Below are 19,415 nucleotides of genomic sequence, written 5' to 3' on the forward strand. Positions count from 1 at the left end.
GATACACGACGACCTCCGCCTCCTCCCCCCCTGGCGGGGGTCGTCTCTTTTTCTGGGTAGCCCTTCGCATTGCGGATAGACCCGCCGGGACTCGGTAGTTGCGGAATCTGATTTTCGATGACCGGGACGGCCGGCCATCCCCAATTGCGGGTTCATTCACAGACCCGGACGCGGCCGTGGCGGCGGACTGCGCCGACTCGCAGGGTGGGTTCATGGCCGCACCTCCCGAGAGACCCAGCGGGATCCTCGCGCTGCTCGGCGACCCCGTCTTGCGCGACGATGTCGACCGCGTCACCGCCGCCGCAGGCGCCCATGTGGTGCACACGTCGGAGCCGTCGAGTCGCAAGGTGTGGACCGGCGCGATCGCCGTTCTCCTCGACGCCCGCGCCGCGCACCGCTGCGCCGAGCGGGCGCTGCCGAGACGCGGCCACGTGGTACTCCTGACTCGAGCCGAGCCCCTGGCCACCGACTGGGAGGCCGCGATCGCGGTCGGGGCACAACATGTTCTGACGCTGCCCGCACAGGACCACGAGCTGATGGCGGAGCTGACCGGCGCCGTCGAGACGGCGCTCGAAAACGACCGTCGCGGTGCGGTGGCGGCGGTGATAGCAGGCCGTGGTGGGGCAGGCGCCTCGGTGTTCGCGACGGCATTGGCCCGGACCGCCTCGACAAATGCCGGAGCACTGCTCGTCGACGCCGACCCGTGGGGCGGTGGCATCGATCTGCTGCTGGGTAGCGAAGCCGAGGCCGGCCTGCGCTGGCCCGACCTCGAATTGCAGGGCGGCCGGCTGACCTACGCGGCGCTACGCGATGCCCTTCCGCGGCACGGCGCGCTCAGCGTGCTGTCCGGGAGCCGTAGTGGCGGTGACATCGATGCGGCGCCGCTGAGCGCGGTCATCGACGCGGGCAGTCGTGGCGGTGCGACGGTGGTCAGCGACGTTCCGCGCCGAGCGACGGCGGCGGCCGAAACAGCCCTTAGCGCAGCCGATCTGGTGGTGATGGTCACGCCGGCTGACGTGCGGTCGTGCGCCGCCACGGCGGCCGCGGCGAGTTGGGTGTCGACGGTCAACCCGAATGCGGGCGTGGTCGTGCGTGGGCCGTCGCCGGGTGGCCTGCGGTCGTCTGAGGTCGCTGAGATCGTCGGGCTGCCGCTGCTGGCGGCCATGCGCCCGCAGCCCGGTCTCGCGGTGATGCTCGAACGGGGCGGTCTGCGGTTGGGGCGCCGGTCACCGCTCGTGGCGGCGGCACAGCGGGTGCTGGCAGTACTCCAGCAGCATCCGGCGGCGAGGGCGGCATGAGCGCCTCGCTGATCGACCGGGTGCGCGAGCGTCTGGCCGTCGAATCGGCTCCGCTGCGCCCGAACGTCGTGGCCGCAGCGATCCGCGCCGAGTCCGGGGGCCTGCTCGGCGATACGGAGGTGCTGCGCAGCCTGCGGGTGTTGCAGACCGAGCTCACCGGCGCGGGGCCCCTCGAGCCGCTGCTGTGCGCCGAAGGCACCACCGACGTGTTGGTCACGTCGGCCGACGCGGTGTGGGTCGACGACGGAAGCGGATTGCGCCGCAGCTCAGTCCGTTTCGCCGACGAGGCCGCGGTCCGCAGGCTAGCCCAACGGCTCGCGCTCGCGGCCGGGCGGCGTCTCGACGACGCGCAGCCATGGGTCGATGGCCAACTGACCGATCTGGGCACCGGTCAGTTCACCGTGCGGCTTCATGCGGTCCTGCCACCGATCGCGCCGGGCGGCACCTGTCTGTCGTTGCGGGTCCTGCGTCCCGCGACGCAGGACCTGGCGGCCCTGGTGCGCACCGGCACCATCGATTCGTCGGTCTCGGGACTGCTGCGCGAGATCATCGCGAGCCGGCTTGCCTTCCTGGTCTCCGGTGGCACGGGCGCCGGCAAGACCACCATGTTGGCCGCGGTGCTGGGCGCGGTATCGCCGAGCGAACGGATCGTCTGCGTGGAAGACGCCGCGGAGTTGGAGCCGGCCCACCCCCACCTCGTGAAACTTGTTGCACGGCACGCCAATGTCGAGGGCATCGGCGAGGTCACCGTACGGGACCTGGTCAAGCAGGCGCTGCGGATGAGGCCGGACCGGATCGTCGTCGGCGAGGTTCGGGGTGCCGAGGTGGTAGACCTGCTCGCGGCACTGAACACCGGGCACGACGGAGGGGCGGGCACGGTGCATGCCAACAGCCCAACGGAGGTGCCCGCGCGTCTGGAGGCGCTCGCTGCGGCCGGCGGGCTCGATCGGACGGCGCTGCACAGCCAACTCGCGGCCGCGGTGCAGGTCGTCCTGCACGTCACCCGCGACGGGGCGGGACGCCGCCGTCTGAACCAGATCGCCCTACTCGAGCGAGGCGATGACGGGACGGTCCGCGCAGTCACGGCATGGCGGGACGGTAGCGGATTCGGTTGCGGCGCGGATCAACTGCGCGCGCTGATCAAGCGGAGGGGGGTGTCATGAGCGTCTCGGCGCTGGCCCTGGCACTCGCGCTGCTGATCGCGCCGGTTCCGTCGCGCCGGCTGATAACCGGGCGAGTGCCGACGTCGCGGCGGCCTCCACGCCTGTTGGTGCTGCCCGGCATCGCGGCGGCCGGCGGCGCCGTCGCGCTGGCTGCGCCACCGGGAGTCGTCGCGGCTGCGGCTGTCGCCGCGGTCACTGCCGAGGTGCGCCGCAGAAGGCGAACTCGCTCGCGGAAACGCACAGCCGAAGCCGCCGCACTGCAGGGCGCATTGGACGTCCTCGTCGGTGAACTTCGCGTCGGGGCGCATCCGGTCGCCGCCTTCGGAGTAGCTGCCGGCGAAGTCGACGGTGTGGTCGCCGTGTCGATGCGGGCAGTAGCGGCCCGTGCGCGGATGGGCGCCGACGTCGCCGCGGGGCTGCGAAGCGCTGCTAGGCAGTCGTCCCTGCCAGCGCACTGGGAACGGCTTGCGGTGTGTTGGCATCTCGCTCAGACACACGGGTTGGCGATCGCGACGTTGATGCGAACCGCGCAGCGCGACATCGTCGAGCGCGAGCGGTACGCCGCACGCGTGAATGCGGGAATGGCCGGTGCGCGAACCACGGCGGCGCTTCTCGCCGGGCTGCCGGTGCTGGGAGTCGGACTCGGTCAGGCGATCGGTGCGGACCCGTTGACGTTTCTGTTCTCGCATGGCGGTTGGCTGCTTCTCGTCGGCGTCGTGCTGTCGTGTCTCGGACTGTTGTGGTCCGACAGGATCACCGGGCAGGTCGCGAGATGACCGGCGCTGCACTGCTTCTCGCCGGCGCAATCTTGCTCGGCGCCGACCCGTGGCATGTGCGTGTTCGGGCCGGCCTGGTCGCGCCGAGGCTGACGCGCGCTGTGCCGACGGCGCCTGACGACCCGCTGGCGTTCGCCTCGACGCTCGACGTCCTGGCCGCGTGCCTACGCTCTGGCATGGCCGTGTCGGCGGCGGCCGCCGCGACCGCGCCGTCTGCGCCACATGACCTGGCGTGCAGCTTGTCGAGGGCGGCCGATCTGCTTTCGCTGGGCGCGGATCCGGCGACGGCATGGTCGAAAGCGGCCGAGCGGCAATACAACCACGCCGAGGCGCTGCTGCGGCTGGCTCGGCGCTCGGCGGCCTCGGGCGCCGCGCTGGCGCAGGGCGTCATCGACCTGGCAGCCCAGTCCCGCGAGGAGGCGGCGGACGCCGCGCGCGGTGCTGCGGAGCGCGCGTCGGTGCTGATCGCTGGACCGCTCGGGCTGTGCTACCTGCCCGCGTTTGTGTGCCTGGGGGTTGTGCCCGTCGTCGCCGGGCTGGCCGGTGACGTCCTGCAGTCAGGGATCTTGTGACGGTGAAGATGAGGAGGAAACACCATGAAGGGCAGAAGCATTCGCGCGCTACAGGCGCGGCTGACGTTGCTGATGGTCGAGGAGGACGGCATGTCGACCGTCGAGTATGCGATCGGGACCATTGCGGCCGCCGCTTTCGGCGCGATCCTGTACACGGTCGTCACCGGCGACTCGATCGTCACGGCGCTGACCAACATCATCAGCCGCGCGCTGAACACCAACGTCTAGCCGGCGACACCGGCGGTGCGACGGTCGAGGCGGCGTTCGGGATTGCTGCGCTGGTGGCCGTGCTCGTCTTGTGCCTCGGCGGGCTCACCGCGATGTCCATGCACATCCGTTGTGTCGACGCCGCTCGGGAGGCGGCGCGTCTGGCGGCGCGAGGGGGCGACGGAGCGCAGGTCGCCCGCGGTATCGCCCCGGACGGGGCGGCGGTGCAATTGCGACGCGAAGGCGAACTGGTCGTGGCCACGGTCACCGTCAGTTCGGCGCTGTTGCCCGGACTCACGCTCGCGGGGCGGGCGGTGGCCGCGGTCGAACCCGGCGTGGCGTGACGAAGGATCGGCCAGCCTGGTCGCAGTCGCGATGATCGCGGTGCTACTGACGATCACCGTCGGCTGGCTGTACGTCGGCTCGGCCGTCACCGCGCGCCACCGAGCCCAAGCAGCGGCCGACCTTGCGGCGCTGGCCGCGGCAGCTCGGCTGGCCGACGGCGAGGCAGCTGCCTGTTCACACGCCGAGGCGATCGCCGAAGCCATGCGGACTGAGGTGGCGCGATGCGCGCGAGACGAACTCGACGTCGTCGTCGCGGTCGAGGTCTCGGTGACGCTCGGCAGGCTGGGTGCGGGTCGGGCGCAGGGAGTGGCCCGGGCTGGGCCTGTCCGTTAGATATCGGCGAGTTCCTCGGCGCTGGGCCGCCGCAGCATGGCGAGCCCGGCGTGCACGTCGTCGTCGAGTTCGACTCTGTTGACGGTCACGTGAACGGGCGTCCAGCCGCCGTCGTTGGCCACCATCCGTAACACACCTGATGCCGTACCCGTGACGAATTCCTCTGCCATCCTCGTCATTTCGGGATGGTCTGCAGGGTTCACCGAGTGCTCGCCCGCCATGCTGGCCCGCCAGTCGAAGAACGGGGCCGGGGGGTCGAGCCACTTGAGTAGCGTCCAGCCGGCCGGGGCTACCAGCGCGCGGTGAACGCCGGGCTGGGCGAGCCCGCAGACAATTCGCTGTGCCAGGTCGTCTCGCGGGGCCGCCGAATCCTCCCGCACGCTTCGCCAGTTCATCGCCCGACAGATCAGCCGTTCTTCGCCGTCGTCGCGGCTTTCTGCCACCGCTCTTGCGACGAATCCGACCGTGATCGGTGCGCCGTCGTGGTCGGTCCGATCCCACGTGCTGCACAGGGTCTTGCCGGCCTCGGGCTTGAGCGCCATCGCCAGCACCTTGGCCTCGCTGGGGTTGAGGTCGTGCATCGGCAGATCCTCGGCGAACGCCCGACGGTCCGTCGGCTCGGCAGTGCTGTCCACGCCGCTGTTGAACAGCGACTCGCGAGTGTCTGTGGCCATGCCGCTGCCGAGGTCCCAGATCAACGGCCCCGGCACAGGACGCTCGGGCGGTTCCATGTCGGTCGGTCCCACCCAAACCTGCACTCCGTGAATCCGGCCGTCGGTCATCTGGACCACTTCGGTGCGGATCACGCGGTCGTTCTTCGGCGTGATGCTGCTGAGCCCCTGACCGGCGCGCACCGTCTCTCCGATGGCCGTCTGAATGGCCATCAGGTGCGGGTCTCGCCGGAGGAACGTGCTGATCGGAACCAGATCCTTGGTGCGACGACCCTGCGCGACCACGGCGGGCTCACTGCCCAGCGTCTCCACGAGCAACCAGTCGTGGGTCATGTAGCGCAGTTTAACGTCGCCCTGCTGAACCATCCTCCCCGCGGCGCCTACGGATTCCGTAGGAAAGCGCTGCTAGATACGCTTCCGACACGCGTCGTAGCGCAATGGTGAGTTGCGAGGAACCCTCTGGCGCGGTATTTTTCGTCTGCACCCGGCATGCCGGGACTGGGAACGGATCGCGTTGTCCGGCCGTTCGCCGCAACTTCTGTGTGCTCGGCGCGATCAAACCCCAGCGTCCCGGCCGCGGATCCGTGGGGGCGATCGTCGAGGGGTCGGTCGCCCCTTCGGGTGAATTCACGACACGCGTCCAGCCACTTCATCGAGAACCAACCGCAGCACATTCACGGCGCCGTCCTTGTCCAGTGGATCGTTGCCGTTGCCGCACTTCGGCGACTGCACACACGACGGACATCCGGTCGCGCACTCGCACGCGTCAATAGCGGCGGCGGTGGCCGACCACCACGTGCCGATCCTGCGGAACCCGCGGTCGGCAAAGCCCGCGCCGCCGGGATAGCCGTCGTAGACGAAGATCGACGGCAAACCCTGCACCGGGCCGACCGCCGTCGACACCCCGCCGATGTCGCCGCGGTCGCAACTCGCGACCAACGGCAGCAGCCCGATCGCGGCATGTTCGGCGGCGTGCAGCGCGCCCGGCACCCGTAGCATGTCCAATCCGTTGTGCTGCAACGCTTCCGGCGTGATGGTGCACATCACCGCCATCGTGTCCAGATTGCGGGTCGGCATGTCGAGTTCGACGAAGTCGATGACCTCCCCGGTCAACGTGCGGCGCAGGTAGCCGACCACGGTGTTGGTGACACACACCGGAACGAGTCCGATCGTGACCTCTCCGAACGTCTTCCGCTCACCCTCGCCGGTGACCACGATGTCGGTGAGTTCGCGCGCGAACGTCGTGTAGCCCGGATCCTCGGCGTGCACGAACGCGACACCATCCTCGAAGTCCAGCGAGTCCACGACATAGCTCTCGCCCTGATGCAGGTATACCGCGCCGGGATGAACCGACGCCGGTGCCTGCCCGACGCCCGCGCTGCCGAGCATGCGGCCGGTTCCGGCCTCCAATATCGCGATCTGCCCGCCCGAGGAGCCCCGGATGTCCACCGCGGGATGCGGATCCACGCCAGGGGTCGGAAAGTAACCGCCTGCCCGCTTGCGCAGCAGACCGTCGTCGATCAGCGTTTCGGCGACCGCTTCGGCGTTCCACCTGCGCACCTCGGCATCGGTGAGCGGTAATTCGTTGGCTGCGCAAAGCAGTTGCGGCCCAAGCACGTACGGGTTGGTCGGATCGATGACGACGCGTTCGATCGGCTTGTCGAGCAGCGCCGCCGGGTGATGCACCAGGTAGGTGTCCAGCGGGTCGTCACGGGCGATCAGCACCACCAGCGCGCTCTGACCGCGGCGACCGGAACGGCCCGCCTGTTGCCAGAACGACGTCACGGTGCCTGGAAAGCCGGCCAGAACGACGGCATCCAGCCCGGCGATGTCGACACCGAGCTCCAGCGCATTCGTCGTCGCCATGCCGCGCAGTTCCCCTTCGGCCAGTGCGCGTTCCAGCGTGCGGCGGTCCTCGGCCAGGTAGCCGGCCCGGTAGGACGCGACCCGCTCGGCGATGTCGGGAGCGATCTCGGCCAGCCGGGCTCGCGCCCCCAACGCGGTGAGCTCTGCCCCCCGCCGGGACCGCACGAACGTCAGCGTGCGGGCGCCCTCGGCGATCAGGTCGGCCATCACCCTCGCGGCCTCCGCACCCGCGGATCGCCGTACCGGCGCGCCGTTTTCGCCGACGAGGTCAGCGAGCAGCGGCGGCTCCCACAGCGCGACGGTGCGCGCGCCGTGCGGTGAACCGTCGTCGGTCACCTCGGTGACCGTCTGCCCGATCAGTTCGGCAGCGGTCTCGGCCGGCGAGGCCGTGGTGGCACTGGCGAAAATCACCGTCGGAGTCGACGAGTACCGTTCGCACAACCGCAGCAGCCGTCGCAGCACCATCGCCACGTTCGACCCGAAGATGCCTCGGTAGTAATGACATTCGTCGATGACGATGAATCGCAGGTTGCGCAGGAACACCGCCCATCTGGCGTGGTTGCGCAGCATCGACAGATGGATCATGTCGGGATTGGAGAAGATCCACCGCGAGCGTTCGCGTGCGAAGCGCCGGACATCGGCGGGACTGTCGCCGTCATAGGAACTCGGCGCGACGTCCGTCAGCGGCACGGCCTCGGTCAGAGCGATCGCGTTGCGCAACTGGTCGTGGCCGAGTGCTTTGGTCGGCGACAGGTAGAGCATTCTGGCCCGCGAATTAGCTTTCAACTCCGTTAATATAGGCAGTTGGTACGCCAGCGACTTCCCGGATGCCGTGCCGGTGCTCACGACGACATGGCGGCCGTCGTGCGCGAGGTCGGCCGCGGCGAGCTGATGGGACCACAGCGCCTCGATGCCGCGACCGGCGAACGCTCGCACCACATCTGGGTGAGCCCACTGCGGCCACGCCTGCGGGCGGCCTTGTTGGGGCGGCAGATCGGCGACGTGGCGCAGCGGATTGCCCTCCGTGCCCTCGACGGCGCACGCGAGCAGCTCGCGGCCGAAATCCGCCATTGCGCGCCCTCCTGAAACTCCTCGTGGATGAATTGTTCCCCACTTGATCGCATCTCCACTGTCGCCGCAGGCCGGAACGTGATTGACTATCCGCGGTCGCAGCTTCTGTGTTCGTGTACTAGCACTCGCAGGATCGACGTTGCGATCGCGGTTCCTGCGAGGTTTGTAGGCCGGGTTAAGTTCCGCCGACACCGCAAAGGTATGGCGGTCGGAACGGGGCCCGGTGTACCGAACAACGGTGGACCGCACCCGGTGAATAAGAGAAGGAAACAACAGGAAATGCCACAGGGAACTGTGAAGTGGTTCAACGCGGAGAAGGGCTTCGGCTTCATCGCCCCGGAGGACGGATCCGCTGACGTTTTTGTCCACTACACGGAAATTCAGGGAAGCGGCTTCCGCACCCTGGAGGAAAACCAGAAGGTCGAGTTCGAGGTCGGCCAGAGCCCCAAGGGGCCTCAGGCCACGGGTGTCCGCGCCGTCTAGCCAGACCAAATCCATCGAAGAAAACACCCCGCGCTCTCCCAGTCGAGGAACACGCGGGGTGTTCTCTATTGCGGCACCCGGCCCGGCTGACCGCTTCGCAGTCGACTACTGCCTTACTGTCGATCTGTGAGCCAGCTGTCGTTCTTCTCGGCAGAGTCGGTGCCGCCCGCGGTCGCCGACCTGACGGGGCTGCTCGCCGCGCCGGGTCAGGTGGTCGTGGTGGGCCAGGGCGCTCGGTTGTCGGTGGTGGTGGACCGGCTGTGGCGCGCGGAGGCGCTCGCCGAGATGATCACCGAGGCGGGCCTGCAGCCGGAGATCGCGCGCACCGACGAGAACACTCCGCTGATTCGCACGTCGGTGGATCCGCGGCTGGTCCCCATCGCGGGCGACTGGACCCGTGGCGCCGTGAAGACGGTGCCTCCGCAATGGCTACCAGGGCCGCGCGAATTGCGTGCCTGGACGTTGGCGTCGGGCACTCCGGAGGCCGACCGCTACCTGCTCGGCCTCGATCCGCACGCCCCCGACACGCATTCACCGCTGGCGTCAGCCATGATGAGGGTCGGGATAGCCCCGACATTGATAGGTACCCGCGGGTCGCACCCGGCGCTGCGAATCAGTGGTCGTCGGCGGTTATCGCGGCTGGTAGAGAATGTGGGGGAACCCCCTGGCGCCGTCGAGGCGTTCGAGCAGTGGCCGCGCCTCTGAGGGGCGCGAGCGCAGGGGCCGGTTTGCGTCGGCCCGCGCGGGGTGCGAAATTGTCAGTTGCCGACGGGGTCGGTCGACCGCCCTTATAAAAGGGAGCCCCGCGCCGTGGGCAATTGAGGAAGTGGAGCGTAGGCACAGGTGGCAGACGGGGACCGCGGGAGCGGCCGCAACGGAACGGTGCGGCGACTCGTCATTGTCGAGTCGCCCACCAAAGCGCGCAAAATAGCTGGGTACCTCGGGTCGAACTACATCGTCGAGTCGTCACGCGGACACATCCGCGACCTGCCCCGGGCGGCCGCCGACGTGCCCGCGAAGTACAAATCGGAGCCATGGGCGCGCCTCGGTGTCAACGTCGACGCCGACTTCGAACCGCTCTACATCGTCAGCCCGGACAAGAAGAACACCGTCAGCGAGCTGAAAAGCCTGCTGAAGGACGTCGACGAGCTTTATCTGGCCACGGACGGCGACCGCGAGGGTGAGGCCATCGCCTGGCATCTGCTCGAGACGCTGAAGCCGCGCATCCCGGTCAAACGAATGGTGTTCCACGAGATCACCGAGCCGGCGATCCGGGCCGCCGCCGAGGATCCGCGAGACCTGGACATCGACCTGGTCGATGCGCAGGAGACCCGCCGCATCCTTGACCGGCTGTACGGCTACGAGGTCTCTCCGGTGCTGTGGAAGAAGGTCGCGCCGAAGCTGTCGGCCGGCCGCGTCCAGTCGGTCGCGACCCGCATCATCGTGCAGCGTGAACGCGAGCGCATGGCGTTCCGCAGCGCGGGCTATTGGGACGTCACCGCTGAACTCGACGCCAGCGTCTCCGACGCGCAAGCGTCGCCGCCCAGGTTCACCGCGAAGCTGAATTCGGTCGACGGTCGCCGGGTGGCCACCGGACGCGATTTCGACTCGCTGGGCGGGCTGAAGAAGCCCGACGAGGTGCTCGTGCTCGACGAGGCCGCCGCGGGCGCTCTGGCGACCGGCCTGCGCGGCGCCCAGCTGGCCGTGTCGTCGGTGGAGCAGAAGCCCTACACCCGCAGGCCCTACGCCCCGTTCATGACGTCCACGCTGCAGCAGGAGGCCGGCCGCAAGCTGCGGTTCTCCTCGGAGCGCACGATGAGCATCGCGCAGCGGCTCTACGAGAACGGCTACATCACCTATATGCGTACCGACTCGACCACGCTGTCGGAGTCGGCGATCACCGCGGCGCGCAACCAGGCACGGCAGCTCTACGGCGAGGAGTACGTGCACCCGTCGCCGCGGCAGTACACCCGCAAGGTCAAGAACGCCCAGGAGGCGCACGAGGCCATCCGGCCCGCAGGCGACGTGTTCCAGACGCCGGGGCAGCTGCACTCGGCGCTGGACCAGGACGAGTTTCGGCTCTACGAGCTGATTTGGCAGCGCACGGTCGCTTCCCAGATGGCCGACGCGCGCGGGACGACGCTGTCGTTGCGCATCTCCGGTGTCGCCAGCGACGGTCAGCAGGTGGTGTTCTCCGCCAGCGGCCGCACCATCACGTTCGCCGGCTTCCTCAAGGCCTACGTCGAGAGCCTCGACGAGCAGGCCGGTGGTGAGGCCGACGACGCCGAGAGCCGGTTGCCGAACCTGACCCAGGGGCAGCGCGTCGATGCGGCCGGCCTGACCGCCGACGGGCACACCACCAGCCCGCCCGCCCGCTACACCGAGGCCTCGCTGATCAAGGCGCTCGAAGACCTGGGCATCGGCCGCCCGTCGACGTACTCGTCGATCATCAAGACCATCCAGGACCGCGGCTACGTGCACAAGAAGGGCAGCGCGCTGGTGCCGTCGTGGGTGGCGTTCGCCGTCATCGGTCTGCTGGAGCAGCACTTCGCGCGGCTGGTCGACTACGACTTCACCGCTGCCATGGAGGACGAACTCGACGAGATCGCCTCGGGCAACGAGCGACGCAGCAACTGGCTGAATAACTTTTACTTCGGCGGCGAACACGGCGTCGAGGGCTCGATCGCACGCGCTGGCGGTCTCAAGAAGCTGGTCGGTGGCAATCTCGAAGAGATCGACGCCCGAGAAGTCAACTCCATCAAGCTTTTCGACGACGACCAGGGCCGCGCCATCAACGTCCGCGTCGGACGCAACGGCCCGTATCTGGAGCGGATGATCGCCGACGACGACGGTGAGCCGACACCGCAGCGCGCTAACCTCAAAGACGAGCTGACACCCGATGAGCTGACGCTGGAGTTGGCCGAAAAGCTGTTCAGCACACCGCAAGAGGGTCGATCTCTGGGTGTGGACCCGGCGACGGGCCATGAGATCGTGGCCAAGGACGGTCGCTACGGTCCCTACGTCACCGAGGTCTTGCCCGAGCCGCCGGAGGACGAGGACGGCGCACCGGCCAAGAAGGGCAAGAAGCCGACGGGTCCCAAGCCGAGGACCGGCTCACTGCTGCGGTCGATGGATCTGGAGACGGTGACGCTCGACGATGCGCTGCGGCTGCTGTCGTTGCCGCGCGTCGTCGGCGTCGACCCGAACACGGGTGAGGAGATCACCGCACAGAACGGCCGCTACGGGCCCTACCTGAAGCGCGGCACGGACTCTCGATCGCTGACCACCGAAGAGCAGATGTTCGACATCACGCTCGACGAGGCGCTGAAGATCTACTCCGAACCCAAACGGCGTGGCGGACAGCGTGCTGCGGCTCCACCGCTGCGCGAGCTGGGCAATGACCCGGCGACCGACCAGCCGATGGTGATCAAGGATGGCCGGTTCGGCCCGTACGTCACCGACGGCGAGACGAATGCCAGCTTGCGTAAGGGCGACGACGTCTTGTCTATCACCGACGAGCGGGCCGCCGAGCTGCTGGCTGACCGCCGGGCCCGCGGACCGGTCAAGCGGACGAAGAAGGCCGCCAAGAAAGCGCCCGCGAAGAAGACCGGCGCGAAGAAGGCCGCCAAGAAGTCCTGAGCGTCACCGCCGGACGTCGCTGGAGATCTCGGATTCTTCCAGCCCGGCATCACTGGGCGACACCAGGTTCAGCGGCCGGGCCAGTTGCGTCGGGGCCACCCGTCCGCGCAGTTCGACGATCTCGCCGACGTCCCAGCACAGCGCCTCGGCATCGAGTGCACCGCTGACCGCGATGGCCGACGCGAGCACGTGGCCCTGCTCCAGCTTGGCCAGTTCCGTTAGTCGCGCGGCCTCGTTGACCGGATCGCCGATCACCGTGTACTCGAAGCGGGCCTGCGCGCCGATGTGTCCGGCGATGGCGCGGCCCGCCGACACGCCGATGCCGAACTCGGTCTGACCCAACACCTCGATCAGGTCGTCGTGCAGTTCACGCGACGCGGCCAGCGCCGCCCCGCAGGCGTCGGGATGCTCGATGGGCGCACCGAAGATGGCCAGTGCCGCGTCACCCTGGAATTTGTTGACGAACCCGCCGTGGCGGTTCACCGTGTCGACGACGACGCGAAAGAAGTCGTTGAGCAGGTTGACGACCTCCGAGGCCGGAATGGTCGCCGCCAACTGCGTCGAACCGACGAGGTCGACAAAAAGTACTGCGACGTCGCGTTCTTGACCACCCAACTCGGTTCCGCGTTCGAGTGCACGCCGCGCGACGTCTTCGCCGACGTAGCGACCGAACAAATCGCGCAGGCGCTGCCGCTCGGACAGGTCGCGCACCATGTCGTTGAATCCCGCCTGCAGCAAGCCTAACTCGCTGGCGTCGTAGATCTGCATGTGCGCGTTGTAATTGCCGCGCTGCACTTCGCCCAGCGCCCAGCGCAATTGGCGTAGCGGGTCGGCGATCGACATCGCGACCAGCACCGTGCCGAACAGGCCGATCGCCAGCGCGGAGATGGCCAGGAACAGAAGTGGCGTGGTCATCCGGTCCGCGGGTGCGGTCAACACCTCGAACTTGCTCGCCACCAGGGCGAGCACGATCGTCAGGATCGGCACGCCGGTAGACAGCACCCAGGTCAACACCTGCCGCAGGATCACACCGGGCGCTCGGAAGTTCTCCGGAACGCCGCCGCGCAGGGCGGCCACCGCGACGGGGCGCAGCACACGCTCTGATTGCAGGTACCCGATGATCGCCGTGGCGGTGGCACCGAGCCCCGTGGCAACCGCGACCACCGGCGCGGACTTACTGGCGACCGGCCAGCTGGCAACGATGAAGACGATCGAGCCCAGCATCCAGTTCATGACGCTGATCACCGTGCGGTAGTACGGCATCCTCAGCGCGCGGGTGCGGGCCACCTCGGTGTCGGCGGGGTCGCGGTCGCGCAACAGCATGTCGCGGCGCTGCCAACGCATGACGGGCAGCAGCATCCGCAGGCTGAGGAACGCCCCGATCGTGAACGAGATGAACAGGTAACCGAGGAAGATCGCAAGGTTGGACGTGGGCAGATCCTGCAGCTGAATGCGGTCCTCGGGTGGCAGGCCGAAGCGGAGGAACCCGAAGACCAGCAGCGCACCGATGATGTCGGACTGCAGCATGCCCAGCGCGAACACCGGCCATGGCGTGCGCACGACCCATCGGACGAATGCACTGATTCGTCCGATCGGCGGGGCCTCGGTGGTCACCCGACAACCGTATCGGGCGAGGGCGACCAGATTGGGTGGTCTGGGACGGACGTGTCGGTTCGCAGCATTACTGTTATCTGCGATGACCGGGGTCTTCTCGCGCTTGGTGGGGCAGGACGCGGTGGAAGCCGAGTTGGTGGCCGCCGCGCGGGCCGCGCGCGGTGACGCTGCTCACAGTGCCGCCGTGACCGGAACCATGACACACGCCTGGTTGATCACCGGACCGCCGGGGTCCGGACGGTCGGTGGCGGCCCTGTGCTTCGCCGCGGCGTTGCAGTGCTCGTCCGACGGGGTCCCGGGCTGTGGCGAATGCCGTGCGTGCACGACGACGATGGCCGGCACTCACGCCGATGTGCGGCGCATCATCCCGGAGGGGTTGTCCATCGGCGTCGACGACATGCGCAACATCGTGCAGATCGCGTCGCGGCGCCCCGGCACCGGCCGCTGGCAGATCGTGCTGGTCGAGGACGCCGACCGACTCACCGAGGGCGCCGCCAACGCGCTACTCAAGGTGGTCGAGGAGCCGCCGCCGTCGACGGTGTTTCTGCTGTGCGCGCCGTCGGTGGACCCCGAGGACATCGCGATCACCCTGAGGTCACGCTGCAGGCACGTCGCGTTGGTGACGCCGCCGGTGGACGCGATCGCGCGGGTGCTGGTCGAGGCTGACGGCCTGTCAGAGGCGGACGCCACGTGGGCGGCGTCTGTCAGCGGCGGCCATGTCGGACGGGCGCGTCGGCTGGCGACCGACGAGGAGGCGCGGGAGCGCCGAAAGCGAGCATTGGGGCTGGCGCGGGATGCGGCAACGCCGTCGCGGGCGTATGCGGCGGCCGAGGAGTTGGTGGCCACCGCCGAGGCCGAGGCCCAGGCGCTCACGGCGGGTCGCAACGAAGCCGAGTCGGAGGAATTGCGCACAGCGCTCGGGGCGGGGGGCACAGGGAAGGGCACGGCGACCGCCATGCGCGGTGCGACCGGTGCGTTGAAAGATCTTGAGCGACGGCAGAAGTCGCGCCAGACCAGGGCGTCGCGAGACGCGCTCGATCGCGCGCTGATCGATCTGGCCACATACTTCCGTGATGCGCTGCTGGTGTCGTCCGGGGCGGGCGCGGTGCAGGCGAACCATCCCGACATGGCCGATCAGGTTGCCGCGATGGCCGCGCACGCCCCGCCGGACAAGCTGCTGCGCTGCATCGACGCGGTGCTGGAGTGCCGCGAGGCGCTGGCGGTGAACGTGAAGCCGAAGTTCGCGGTCGACGCCATGGTCGCGACGGTGGGGCAGGCGCTGCGCGACTGACTTGGGTCCGCGGCGGGCCTGCCGTAGACTCGTGCCGCCGAACGGCACGCCACCTTAGCTCAGTCGGTAGAGCGATTCACTCGTAATGAATAGGTCGGGGGTTCGATTCCCCCAGGTGGCTCAGAAATTCGTCGACCAACGGGACGACCTCGTCGAGGTGCGTCTCGAGCAGCCAGTGCCCGCCGCCGAGCAGATGCAGAGGCGCGTCGGGCAGATCGCGGTGGTAGGCCCGTGCCGACTCCTCAGGCATGTAGCCGTCATGTGGTCCCCAGACGATCAGCGTCGGCGGTTGGTGCTCGCGCAGGTAGGCCTGCTCGTCGGCGAACCACTGCAGCGTATTGGGCTGGTCCTCGAGCAAGTGGATGAGGTTGGCCAGGCGGTCGGGGGTGTTCATCAGCGTCCAGTGCAGGGTCCACAGGTCGGGGCTGATGCGGTCAGCGACGTCGTCGGGCAACTCGCCGCGGAATTCGGTCTCGAATCCGGCCAGGGTGACGTGCTGGGCGATGCGCCGGCGGGAGTCGGGGCCGGGGTTGTCCCAGATCTCCCTCAAGAACTCGTACTTGGGTCCGAGCGCGTCTTCGTAGATGTCGCCGTTCTGGATAACGAGGCCGGCGACGCGTTGGGGCATGGCCATGGCGAGGCGGAAGCCGAATTGCGAGCCGTAGTCATGGAGCCAGATGACGTAGCGCTGAAGGTCGAGTGCGTGGACGAATCTCTCCAGGAAGTCGCCGTAAGCGGCGAAGGTGTAGCCGAAGTCGTCGACGGAAGGCGTTGCACTGTAGCCGAACCCGGGAAGATCAGGGGCGATGAGGCGCCAGCGATGTCCGAGCGAGGCCATGAGGTTGCGGTATACGTAGGACGACGCCGGGTATCCGTGGGGGAGTAGCACCACAGGTGCGTCGGTGGGGCCCGCTTCGCGATAGAAGGTGTCGAGGCCGTCGACGACGATTCGATGATGGGTGACGGGGTTCACTGTTCTTGCAACACCTCGCGGTTGATTTTCATGCCGAATCAGCGGCTGTCATCAGAGCTTCGCATCTGGCGACGGGGTCGGGTGCTTCGGCAAGACAGCCTTTCAAATCTGCTGGTGGCCCCCGATGTAGTCCAGAAACTCTGGCGCTACCACTCATTCGTGATCGGAGTAGACATTCCGGGCGTCGAACATGATGTCTGCCAGCTGGTTTGACTCGGTGTAGGCGTGAACGACAACTGCTGGACCGGTAGGCAGGTCGCCTGACTGTGTCTTCGATCAGTCGTGTTTGGCCTCGTATCGCAGCAGGACCGTGCCGCCCGGAAAGGTGCGGTTCTCCAACAGTCGCAGCGAGATCCATGACGGCAGTGTTGGGAAGAACGGGGTGCCGCCACCCACGGCGGTGGGCCCGACCACGATCCGGTACTCGTCCACCAGTCCGGCCTGCACGATCGGTGCGGCCAGCGTCGCGCCGGCCACCTCCAGCTGGCCATCGGTTTCGGCTTTCAGCTTCGTGACCACGTCGACGGGGTCGCCGCGTTCCAGGCGGGAGTTCCAGTCGACGGACTCCAGGGTGCGCGAGAACACGACCTTGGGCATGTCGCGCCAGATGTGGGCGAAGTCGACGATCAGTGGGGTAGCGTCCGGGGCCTTGTCGGCGGTCGGCCAGTACGCGGACATCATTTCGTAGAGCCGCCGCCCGTAGAACGACAGGGCGGTCTCCCGCTCGAAGTCGTTCCAGTACTGGTGCAGTTCTTCGCTCGGATCGGACCAGTCGATGTTGCCTTGCGCGTCGGCGATGTACCCGTCCACCGACACGTTGAAGCCATAGATGAGTTTGCCCATGGAGATCAGACTGCACCGGCGGGCGAAACTCATCGCGAGACCACACGAGACATCGTCAAATCGTTGCGGGGTCGGGGCGCGCTCCGACCTAGTCCGGCTTCGACGGCCAGCCCGGATAAGCCGGCAGCGTGGGGAAGTCGGAGCGCGGATGCTCACCGTTCATGAGGGAGTTCCGGCGTTCTGCTGAATCGGGAGCCTTGGCGACACACGCAGCCTCATCCTCCTGGAATGTCGGCCATTCCTCGTCGAAGCCAGGTAGTGCACTCGCGAAAACGCTCAGCCCGCCGATGACCTTCCAATCGCCGAACACATTGTTGTAGGGCGCGAGCGCCGGCCCCTCTTGTGGTGGCAACTCGATAGGCGCGGTTTCCGGCGGTGGAACTCGTAAGAACGTGCGATTCGCCGAAATCCCCGGATTGGGTGCCGGTTGCGCACGGCCTTGTTTGCGGCGCTGACGTAGACGCCGGGAGCCTCCTCTGTCGCAGCGAGATATTGGTAGTTGCACATGTCCACGACGACTTCCGGGCCAGCGTGGACAACCCTTAGAATGTGGTGTTTTGTATTGCCTACGAACGGCTTTCGCAAAGGCTGCTTAAGGTAGGGTGTGCGACCCATCTCGCTGGGACGGCTACTATCGTCCGCGTTGGGTGGAACCGCGCGTGCAAACCCCGGATAGGCGTAATCGATCTTGCCCATGAACTGAGCTAGCAAGGTGGATTCGAGATATGCGCGAAAGACCATCGGTGCACCAGTGAGGAGATCGATGCCCGGTTCGGCGCTCCAGACCGACCGGTAATCCGAGACCAGACCACTCCATCGTTCGATCGTCGGCTGCTGCGATGCGGGAGGAGTGGTCGGCGGTTCGTCTGGCGCGCTAGCAGTGCACGAGGTCGCGACGAGACAGATGGAAGCGGCCACGTAACGCAGTCTCAGAATGAAACCCATGGACGCATCCGCGGCAATTGCCTCCAGGTGGTCGTGCGCGTTGTCGACGACCCGATGACCGGACTCACGCATCAACCGTTTCGGTCCACCAGACACCAACTTCCACGAATTCGTACCTAGCGCCCTCGCGCCTCGTCGTAGGCGTCGGAGAAATCCTCGAGGCTCAAGCCTTGGTAGGCGAGATAGTCCCGCTGACTCTGAAAGTAATCTTCCAGTGACGGGTCCAGCCGCATTGCTGCATCCGGAGACAGCAGCGTGCTGTTGCTGATGAATCTGACGACAGGTCCCTGCGGCGGTGCTTTGGCGACCGATAGACATGCATCCGCCATGGCATGCACGACGTCATCAATTGCGTAGCGACGCGAGTCCAGCTCGGCGTCGGCCGACGCTGCGAGGCCGGACAATTCGGCGGCCGTGCGGACAGCCCGCGGGCCAACCGAACTGGCGACAGCCCGATCTCTGCAGCCCTCTCCGGCCGCGTCCGCGGCGACAGCCTGGGCGCGGTCGTACGCATGGTTTACGAACTGAGCGCCAGCCTCGGAGTTGGTAGCAATGACCGCGAACACCCCACGAGGCACCGAGAAATCGTTCGAAGTGTCTAGCTCGTCGAACCCGCGGACACTGTCGTCGTCACCGACCAATGCGCCCTGAAATGGCGTTAGCGCAATCCCGTACGCGGCTACGAGCTTCGGGGAGATCGAATCCAACTCGGACTGTTTCTCACCGAGGAAGACCGCGAGTGCGTGCGCGGATTCCCCGGCCCGGGAAGCGACGGCCGGATCAGCGGATGTCGCGTCACCTGCTATCCACTCGAAATACGAAGCCGGCTTTGCACCTTCATCGGGCCACTTATAACTACTGATGCTCTCCAGGTTCGCCGTGGCTTCCGGACCGGTCAGAAACTCATGCACCTCGTCGGGGTCTTGGGTTGACGGCAACGCTGGCTCGGGAGCGGAGCAGGCGGTCGACACAGCGGCCAATGCTGCGATGAGTGAAAGTGTTCTGCGCATAGTCGACCCGTCCTACCGCCGGGCCCCGGCGCCTTGGTCGTACTCGTTCGCGAAAGAGCCCGTCACCGTGCCCCATCCCCCGCGGGAGGAGAGGCCGCGTAGTCAGCGAGCGCCTGGTAGTAGGCCTCCAGCTGTGCGGGGGGCACCTGACTCGGCGCCATCGTTCTATCGACCCCAGGGTCCTCACCCTCGCCCGGCTTCTTGTTCCCGGTTCGCTGCTTGCTCAGCTCCTCGAACTCCTTGTCCAGCTTTCCGAGCCGCTCGGCTATGGCGTTCGATTGCGAGTTCGACGTCTTGACGATCTCCTCGAGCTGA

At 67.5% G+C, this 19,415-nt stretch carries 18 protein-coding genes, 1 tRNA gene and 1 pseudogene; 12 read left to right on the plus strand and 8 right to left on the minus strand.

Translation table 11 applies throughout. The annotated features are described in order from the left end of the window. The first annotated feature begins 212 nt into the window (after window positions 1-212). The 7 genes and pseudogenes from ssd to N4S67_RS25485 all read left to right on the plus strand — a co-directional run. Window positions 213-1,298 carry a septum site-determining protein Ssd gene (gene ssd / locus N4S67_RS25455; RefSeq protein ID WP_313959989.1) on the plus strand — a complete coding sequence of 362 codons (1,086 nt, stop codon included), beginning with the start codon at window positions 213-215 and terminating at the stop codon, window positions 1,296-1,298. Continuing rightward, the gene (locus tag N4S67_RS25460) at window positions 1,295-2,461 is read left to right on the plus strand and encodes a TadA family conjugal transfer-associated ATPase (RefSeq protein ID WP_260995779.1); all 1,167 of its coding nucleotides are present in this window, start codon (window positions 1,295-1,297) and stop codon (window positions 2,459-2,461) included. The genes ssd and N4S67_RS25460 overlap by 4 nt, the downstream gene beginning before the upstream one ends. After that, window positions 2,458-3,237, plus strand: a complete 780-nt coding sequence (locus N4S67_RS25465) for a type II secretion system F family protein (protein WP_260995780.1) — start codon at window positions 2,458-2,460, stop codon at window positions 3,235-3,237. Before N4S67_RS25460 ends, N4S67_RS25465 begins: the two co-directional genes overlap by 4 nt. Continuing rightward, complete coding sequence (locus N4S67_RS25470; RefSeq protein ID WP_260995781.1) at window positions 3,234-3,809, plus strand: type II secretion system F family protein; 576 nt, start codon at window positions 3,234-3,236, stop codon at window positions 3,807-3,809. Before N4S67_RS25465 ends, N4S67_RS25470 begins: the two co-directional genes overlap by 4 nt. Before the next feature lie 24 nt (window positions 3,810-3,833). Continuing rightward, on the plus strand, window positions 3,834-4,037 hold the full coding sequence (locus N4S67_RS25475) for a DUF4244 domain-containing protein (RefSeq protein WP_260995782.1): 204 nt from the start codon (window positions 3,834-3,836) through the stop codon (window positions 4,035-4,037). 41 nt (window positions 4,038-4,078) lie between these two features. Further along, window positions 4,079-4,360, plus strand: coding sequence for a TadE family type IV pilus minor pilin (locus N4S67_RS25480; RefSeq protein WP_260995845.1), 282 nt, complete (start codon window positions 4,079-4,081; stop codon window positions 4,358-4,360). A gap of 10 nt (window positions 4,361-4,370) precedes the next feature. Further along, window positions 4,371-4,694 (plus strand): annotated as a pseudogene (locus N4S67_RS25485) (Rv3654c family TadE-like protein); the annotation flags it as partial. Here N4S67_RS25485 and N4S67_RS25490 read toward each other — a convergent pair. Together N4S67_RS25490 and N4S67_RS25495 are read right to left on the minus strand one after the other, a co-directional pair. Further along, the gene (locus tag N4S67_RS25490) at window positions 4,691-5,698 is read right to left on the minus strand and encodes a PAS domain-containing protein (RefSeq protein WP_260995783.1); all 1,008 of its coding nucleotides are present in this window, start codon (window positions 5,696-5,698) and stop codon (window positions 4,691-4,693) included. The pseudogene N4S67_RS25485 and the gene N4S67_RS25490 overlap by 4 nt on opposite strands. 294 nt (window positions 5,699-5,992) lie before the next feature. After that, window positions 5,993-8,302: a DEAD/DEAH box helicase gene (locus N4S67_RS25495; RefSeq protein ID WP_260995784.1), complete on the minus strand. Its 2,310-nt coding sequence runs from the start codon at window positions 8,300-8,302 to the stop codon at window positions 5,993-5,995. Window positions 8,303-8,581: 279 nt separating this feature from the next. Here N4S67_RS25495 and N4S67_RS25500 point away from each other — a divergent pair, with 279 nt between their 5' ends. The 3 genes from N4S67_RS25500 (at window position 8,582) to topA (ending at window position 12,424) form a co-directional block, all read left to right on the plus strand. Next, on the plus strand, window positions 8,582-8,785 hold the full coding sequence (locus N4S67_RS25500; protein ID WP_006243848.1) for a cold-shock protein: 204 nt from the start codon (window positions 8,582-8,584) through the stop codon (window positions 8,783-8,785). 126 nt (window positions 8,786-8,911) lie between these two features. Beyond that, window positions 8,912-9,490 (plus strand): hypothetical protein, encoded by a 579-nt coding sequence (locus N4S67_RS25505; protein WP_260995785.1) that lies wholly within the window; start codon window positions 8,912-8,914, stop codon window positions 9,488-9,490. A gap of 138 nt (window positions 9,491-9,628) precedes the next feature. Beyond that, complete coding sequence (topA, locus tag N4S67_RS25510; RefSeq protein ID WP_260995786.1) at window positions 9,629-12,424, plus strand: type I DNA topoisomerase; 2,796 nt, start codon at window positions 9,629-9,631, stop codon at window positions 12,422-12,424. Between the two features lie 3 nt (window positions 12,425-12,427). On the opposite strand, the gene N4S67_RS25515 is transcribed toward topA, so the two are convergent. Further along, on the minus strand, window positions 12,428-14,068 hold the full coding sequence (locus tag N4S67_RS25515) for an adenylate/guanylate cyclase domain-containing protein (protein WP_260995846.1): 1,641 nt from the start codon (window positions 14,066-14,068) through the stop codon (window positions 12,428-12,430). A gap of 52 nt (window positions 14,069-14,120) precedes the next feature. On the opposite strand from N4S67_RS25515, the gene N4S67_RS25520 reads away from it, so the two are divergent. Both N4S67_RS25520 and N4S67_RS25525 read left to right on the plus strand, forming a co-directional pair. After that, entirely contained in the window at window positions 14,121-15,329 is a 1,209-nt protein-coding gene (locus tag N4S67_RS25520) for a DNA polymerase III subunit delta' (RefSeq protein WP_260995787.1), read from the plus strand. Between the two features lie 48 nt (window positions 15,330-15,377). Further along, window positions 15,378-15,450 (plus strand) — tRNA-Thr (locus tag N4S67_RS25525). Here the strand turns inward: N4S67_RS25525 and N4S67_RS25530 are convergent. The 5 genes from N4S67_RS25530 to N4S67_RS25550 form a co-directional block, all read right to left on the minus strand. Beyond that, window positions 15,406-16,167, minus strand: a complete 762-nt coding sequence (locus tag N4S67_RS25530) for an alpha/beta fold hydrolase (protein ID WP_260995847.1) — start codon at window positions 16,165-16,167, stop codon at window positions 15,406-15,408. The two genes, N4S67_RS25525 and N4S67_RS25530, sit on opposite strands and share 45 nt — an antisense overlap. Before the next feature lie 411 nt (window positions 16,168-16,578). Further along, a complete protein-coding gene (locus tag N4S67_RS25535) occupies window positions 16,579-17,145 on the minus strand; it encodes a dihydrofolate reductase family protein (protein WP_260995788.1) in 567 nt (188 codons plus the stop codon). A gap of 88 nt (window positions 17,146-17,233) precedes the next feature. Next, a complete protein-coding gene (locus N4S67_RS25540; protein WP_260995789.1) occupies window positions 17,234-17,497 on the minus strand; it encodes a hypothetical protein in 264 nt (87 codons plus the stop codon). Window positions 17,498-18,206: 709 nt separating this feature from the next. Continuing rightward, window positions 18,207-19,100 carry a hypothetical protein gene (locus N4S67_RS25545; RefSeq protein WP_260995790.1) on the minus strand — a complete coding sequence of 298 codons (894 nt, stop codon included), beginning with the start codon at window positions 19,098-19,100 and terminating at the stop codon, window positions 18,207-18,209. A gap of 62 nt (window positions 19,101-19,162) precedes the next feature. Further along, on the minus strand, window positions 19,163-19,415 hold a 253-nt coding region (locus N4S67_RS25550; RefSeq protein ID WP_260995791.1), incomplete at its 5' end, for a hypothetical protein.

It is taken from the genome of Mycobacterium deserti, assembly GCF_025345615.1.
Taxonomy (GTDB): Bacteria; Actinomycetota; Actinomycetes; order Mycobacteriales; family Mycobacteriaceae; genus Mycobacterium; species Mycobacterium deserti.

Bases quoted from the DNA above. Each gene is read 5' to 3' on its own strand.
- N4S67_RS25535 (WP_260995788.1), bottom strand. From the start codon at position 17,145: ATGGGCAAACTCATCTATGGCTTCAACGTGTCGGTGGACGGGTACATC.
- N4S67_RS25475 (WP_260995782.1), top strand. From the start codon at position 3,834: ATGAAGGGCAGAAGCATTCGCGCGCTACAGGCGCGGCTGACGTTGCTG.
- N4S67_RS25470 (WP_260995781.1), top strand. From the start codon at position 3,234: ATGACCGGCGCTGCACTGCTTCTCGCCGGCGCAATCTTGCTCGGCGCC.
- N4S67_RS25465 (WP_260995780.1), top strand. From the start codon at position 2,458: ATGAGCGTCTCGGCGCTGGCCCTGGCACTCGCGCTGCTGATCGCGCCG.
- N4S67_RS25520 (WP_260995787.1), top strand. From the start codon at position 14,121: ATGACCGGGGTCTTCTCGCGCTTGGTGGGGCAGGACGCGGTGGAAGCC.
- N4S67_RS25490 (WP_260995783.1), bottom strand. From the start codon at position 5,698: ATGACCCACGACTGGTTGCTCGTGGAGACGCTGGGCAGTGAGCCCGCC.
- N4S67_RS25530 (WP_260995847.1), bottom strand. From the start codon at position 16,167: ATGGCCTCGCTCGGACATCGCTGGCGCCTCATCGCCCCTGATCTTCCC.
- N4S67_RS25460 (WP_260995779.1), top strand. From the start codon at position 1,295: ATGAGCGCCTCGCTGATCGACCGGGTGCGCGAGCGTCTGGCCGTCGAA.
- N4S67_RS25495 (WP_260995784.1), bottom strand. From the start codon at position 8,302: ATGGCGGATTTCGGCCGCGAGCTGCTCGCGTGCGCCGTCGAGGGCACG.
- N4S67_RS25500 (WP_006243848.1), top strand. From the start codon at position 8,582: ATGCCACAGGGAACTGTGAAGTGGTTCAACGCGGAGAAGGGCTTCGGC.
- ssd (WP_313959989.1), top strand. From the start codon at position 213: ATGGCCGCACCTCCCGAGAGACCCAGCGGGATCCTCGCGCTGCTCGGC.
- N4S67_RS25545 (WP_260995790.1), bottom strand. From the start codon at position 19,100: ATGCGCAGAACACTTTCACTCATCGCAGCATTGGCCGCTGTGTCGACC.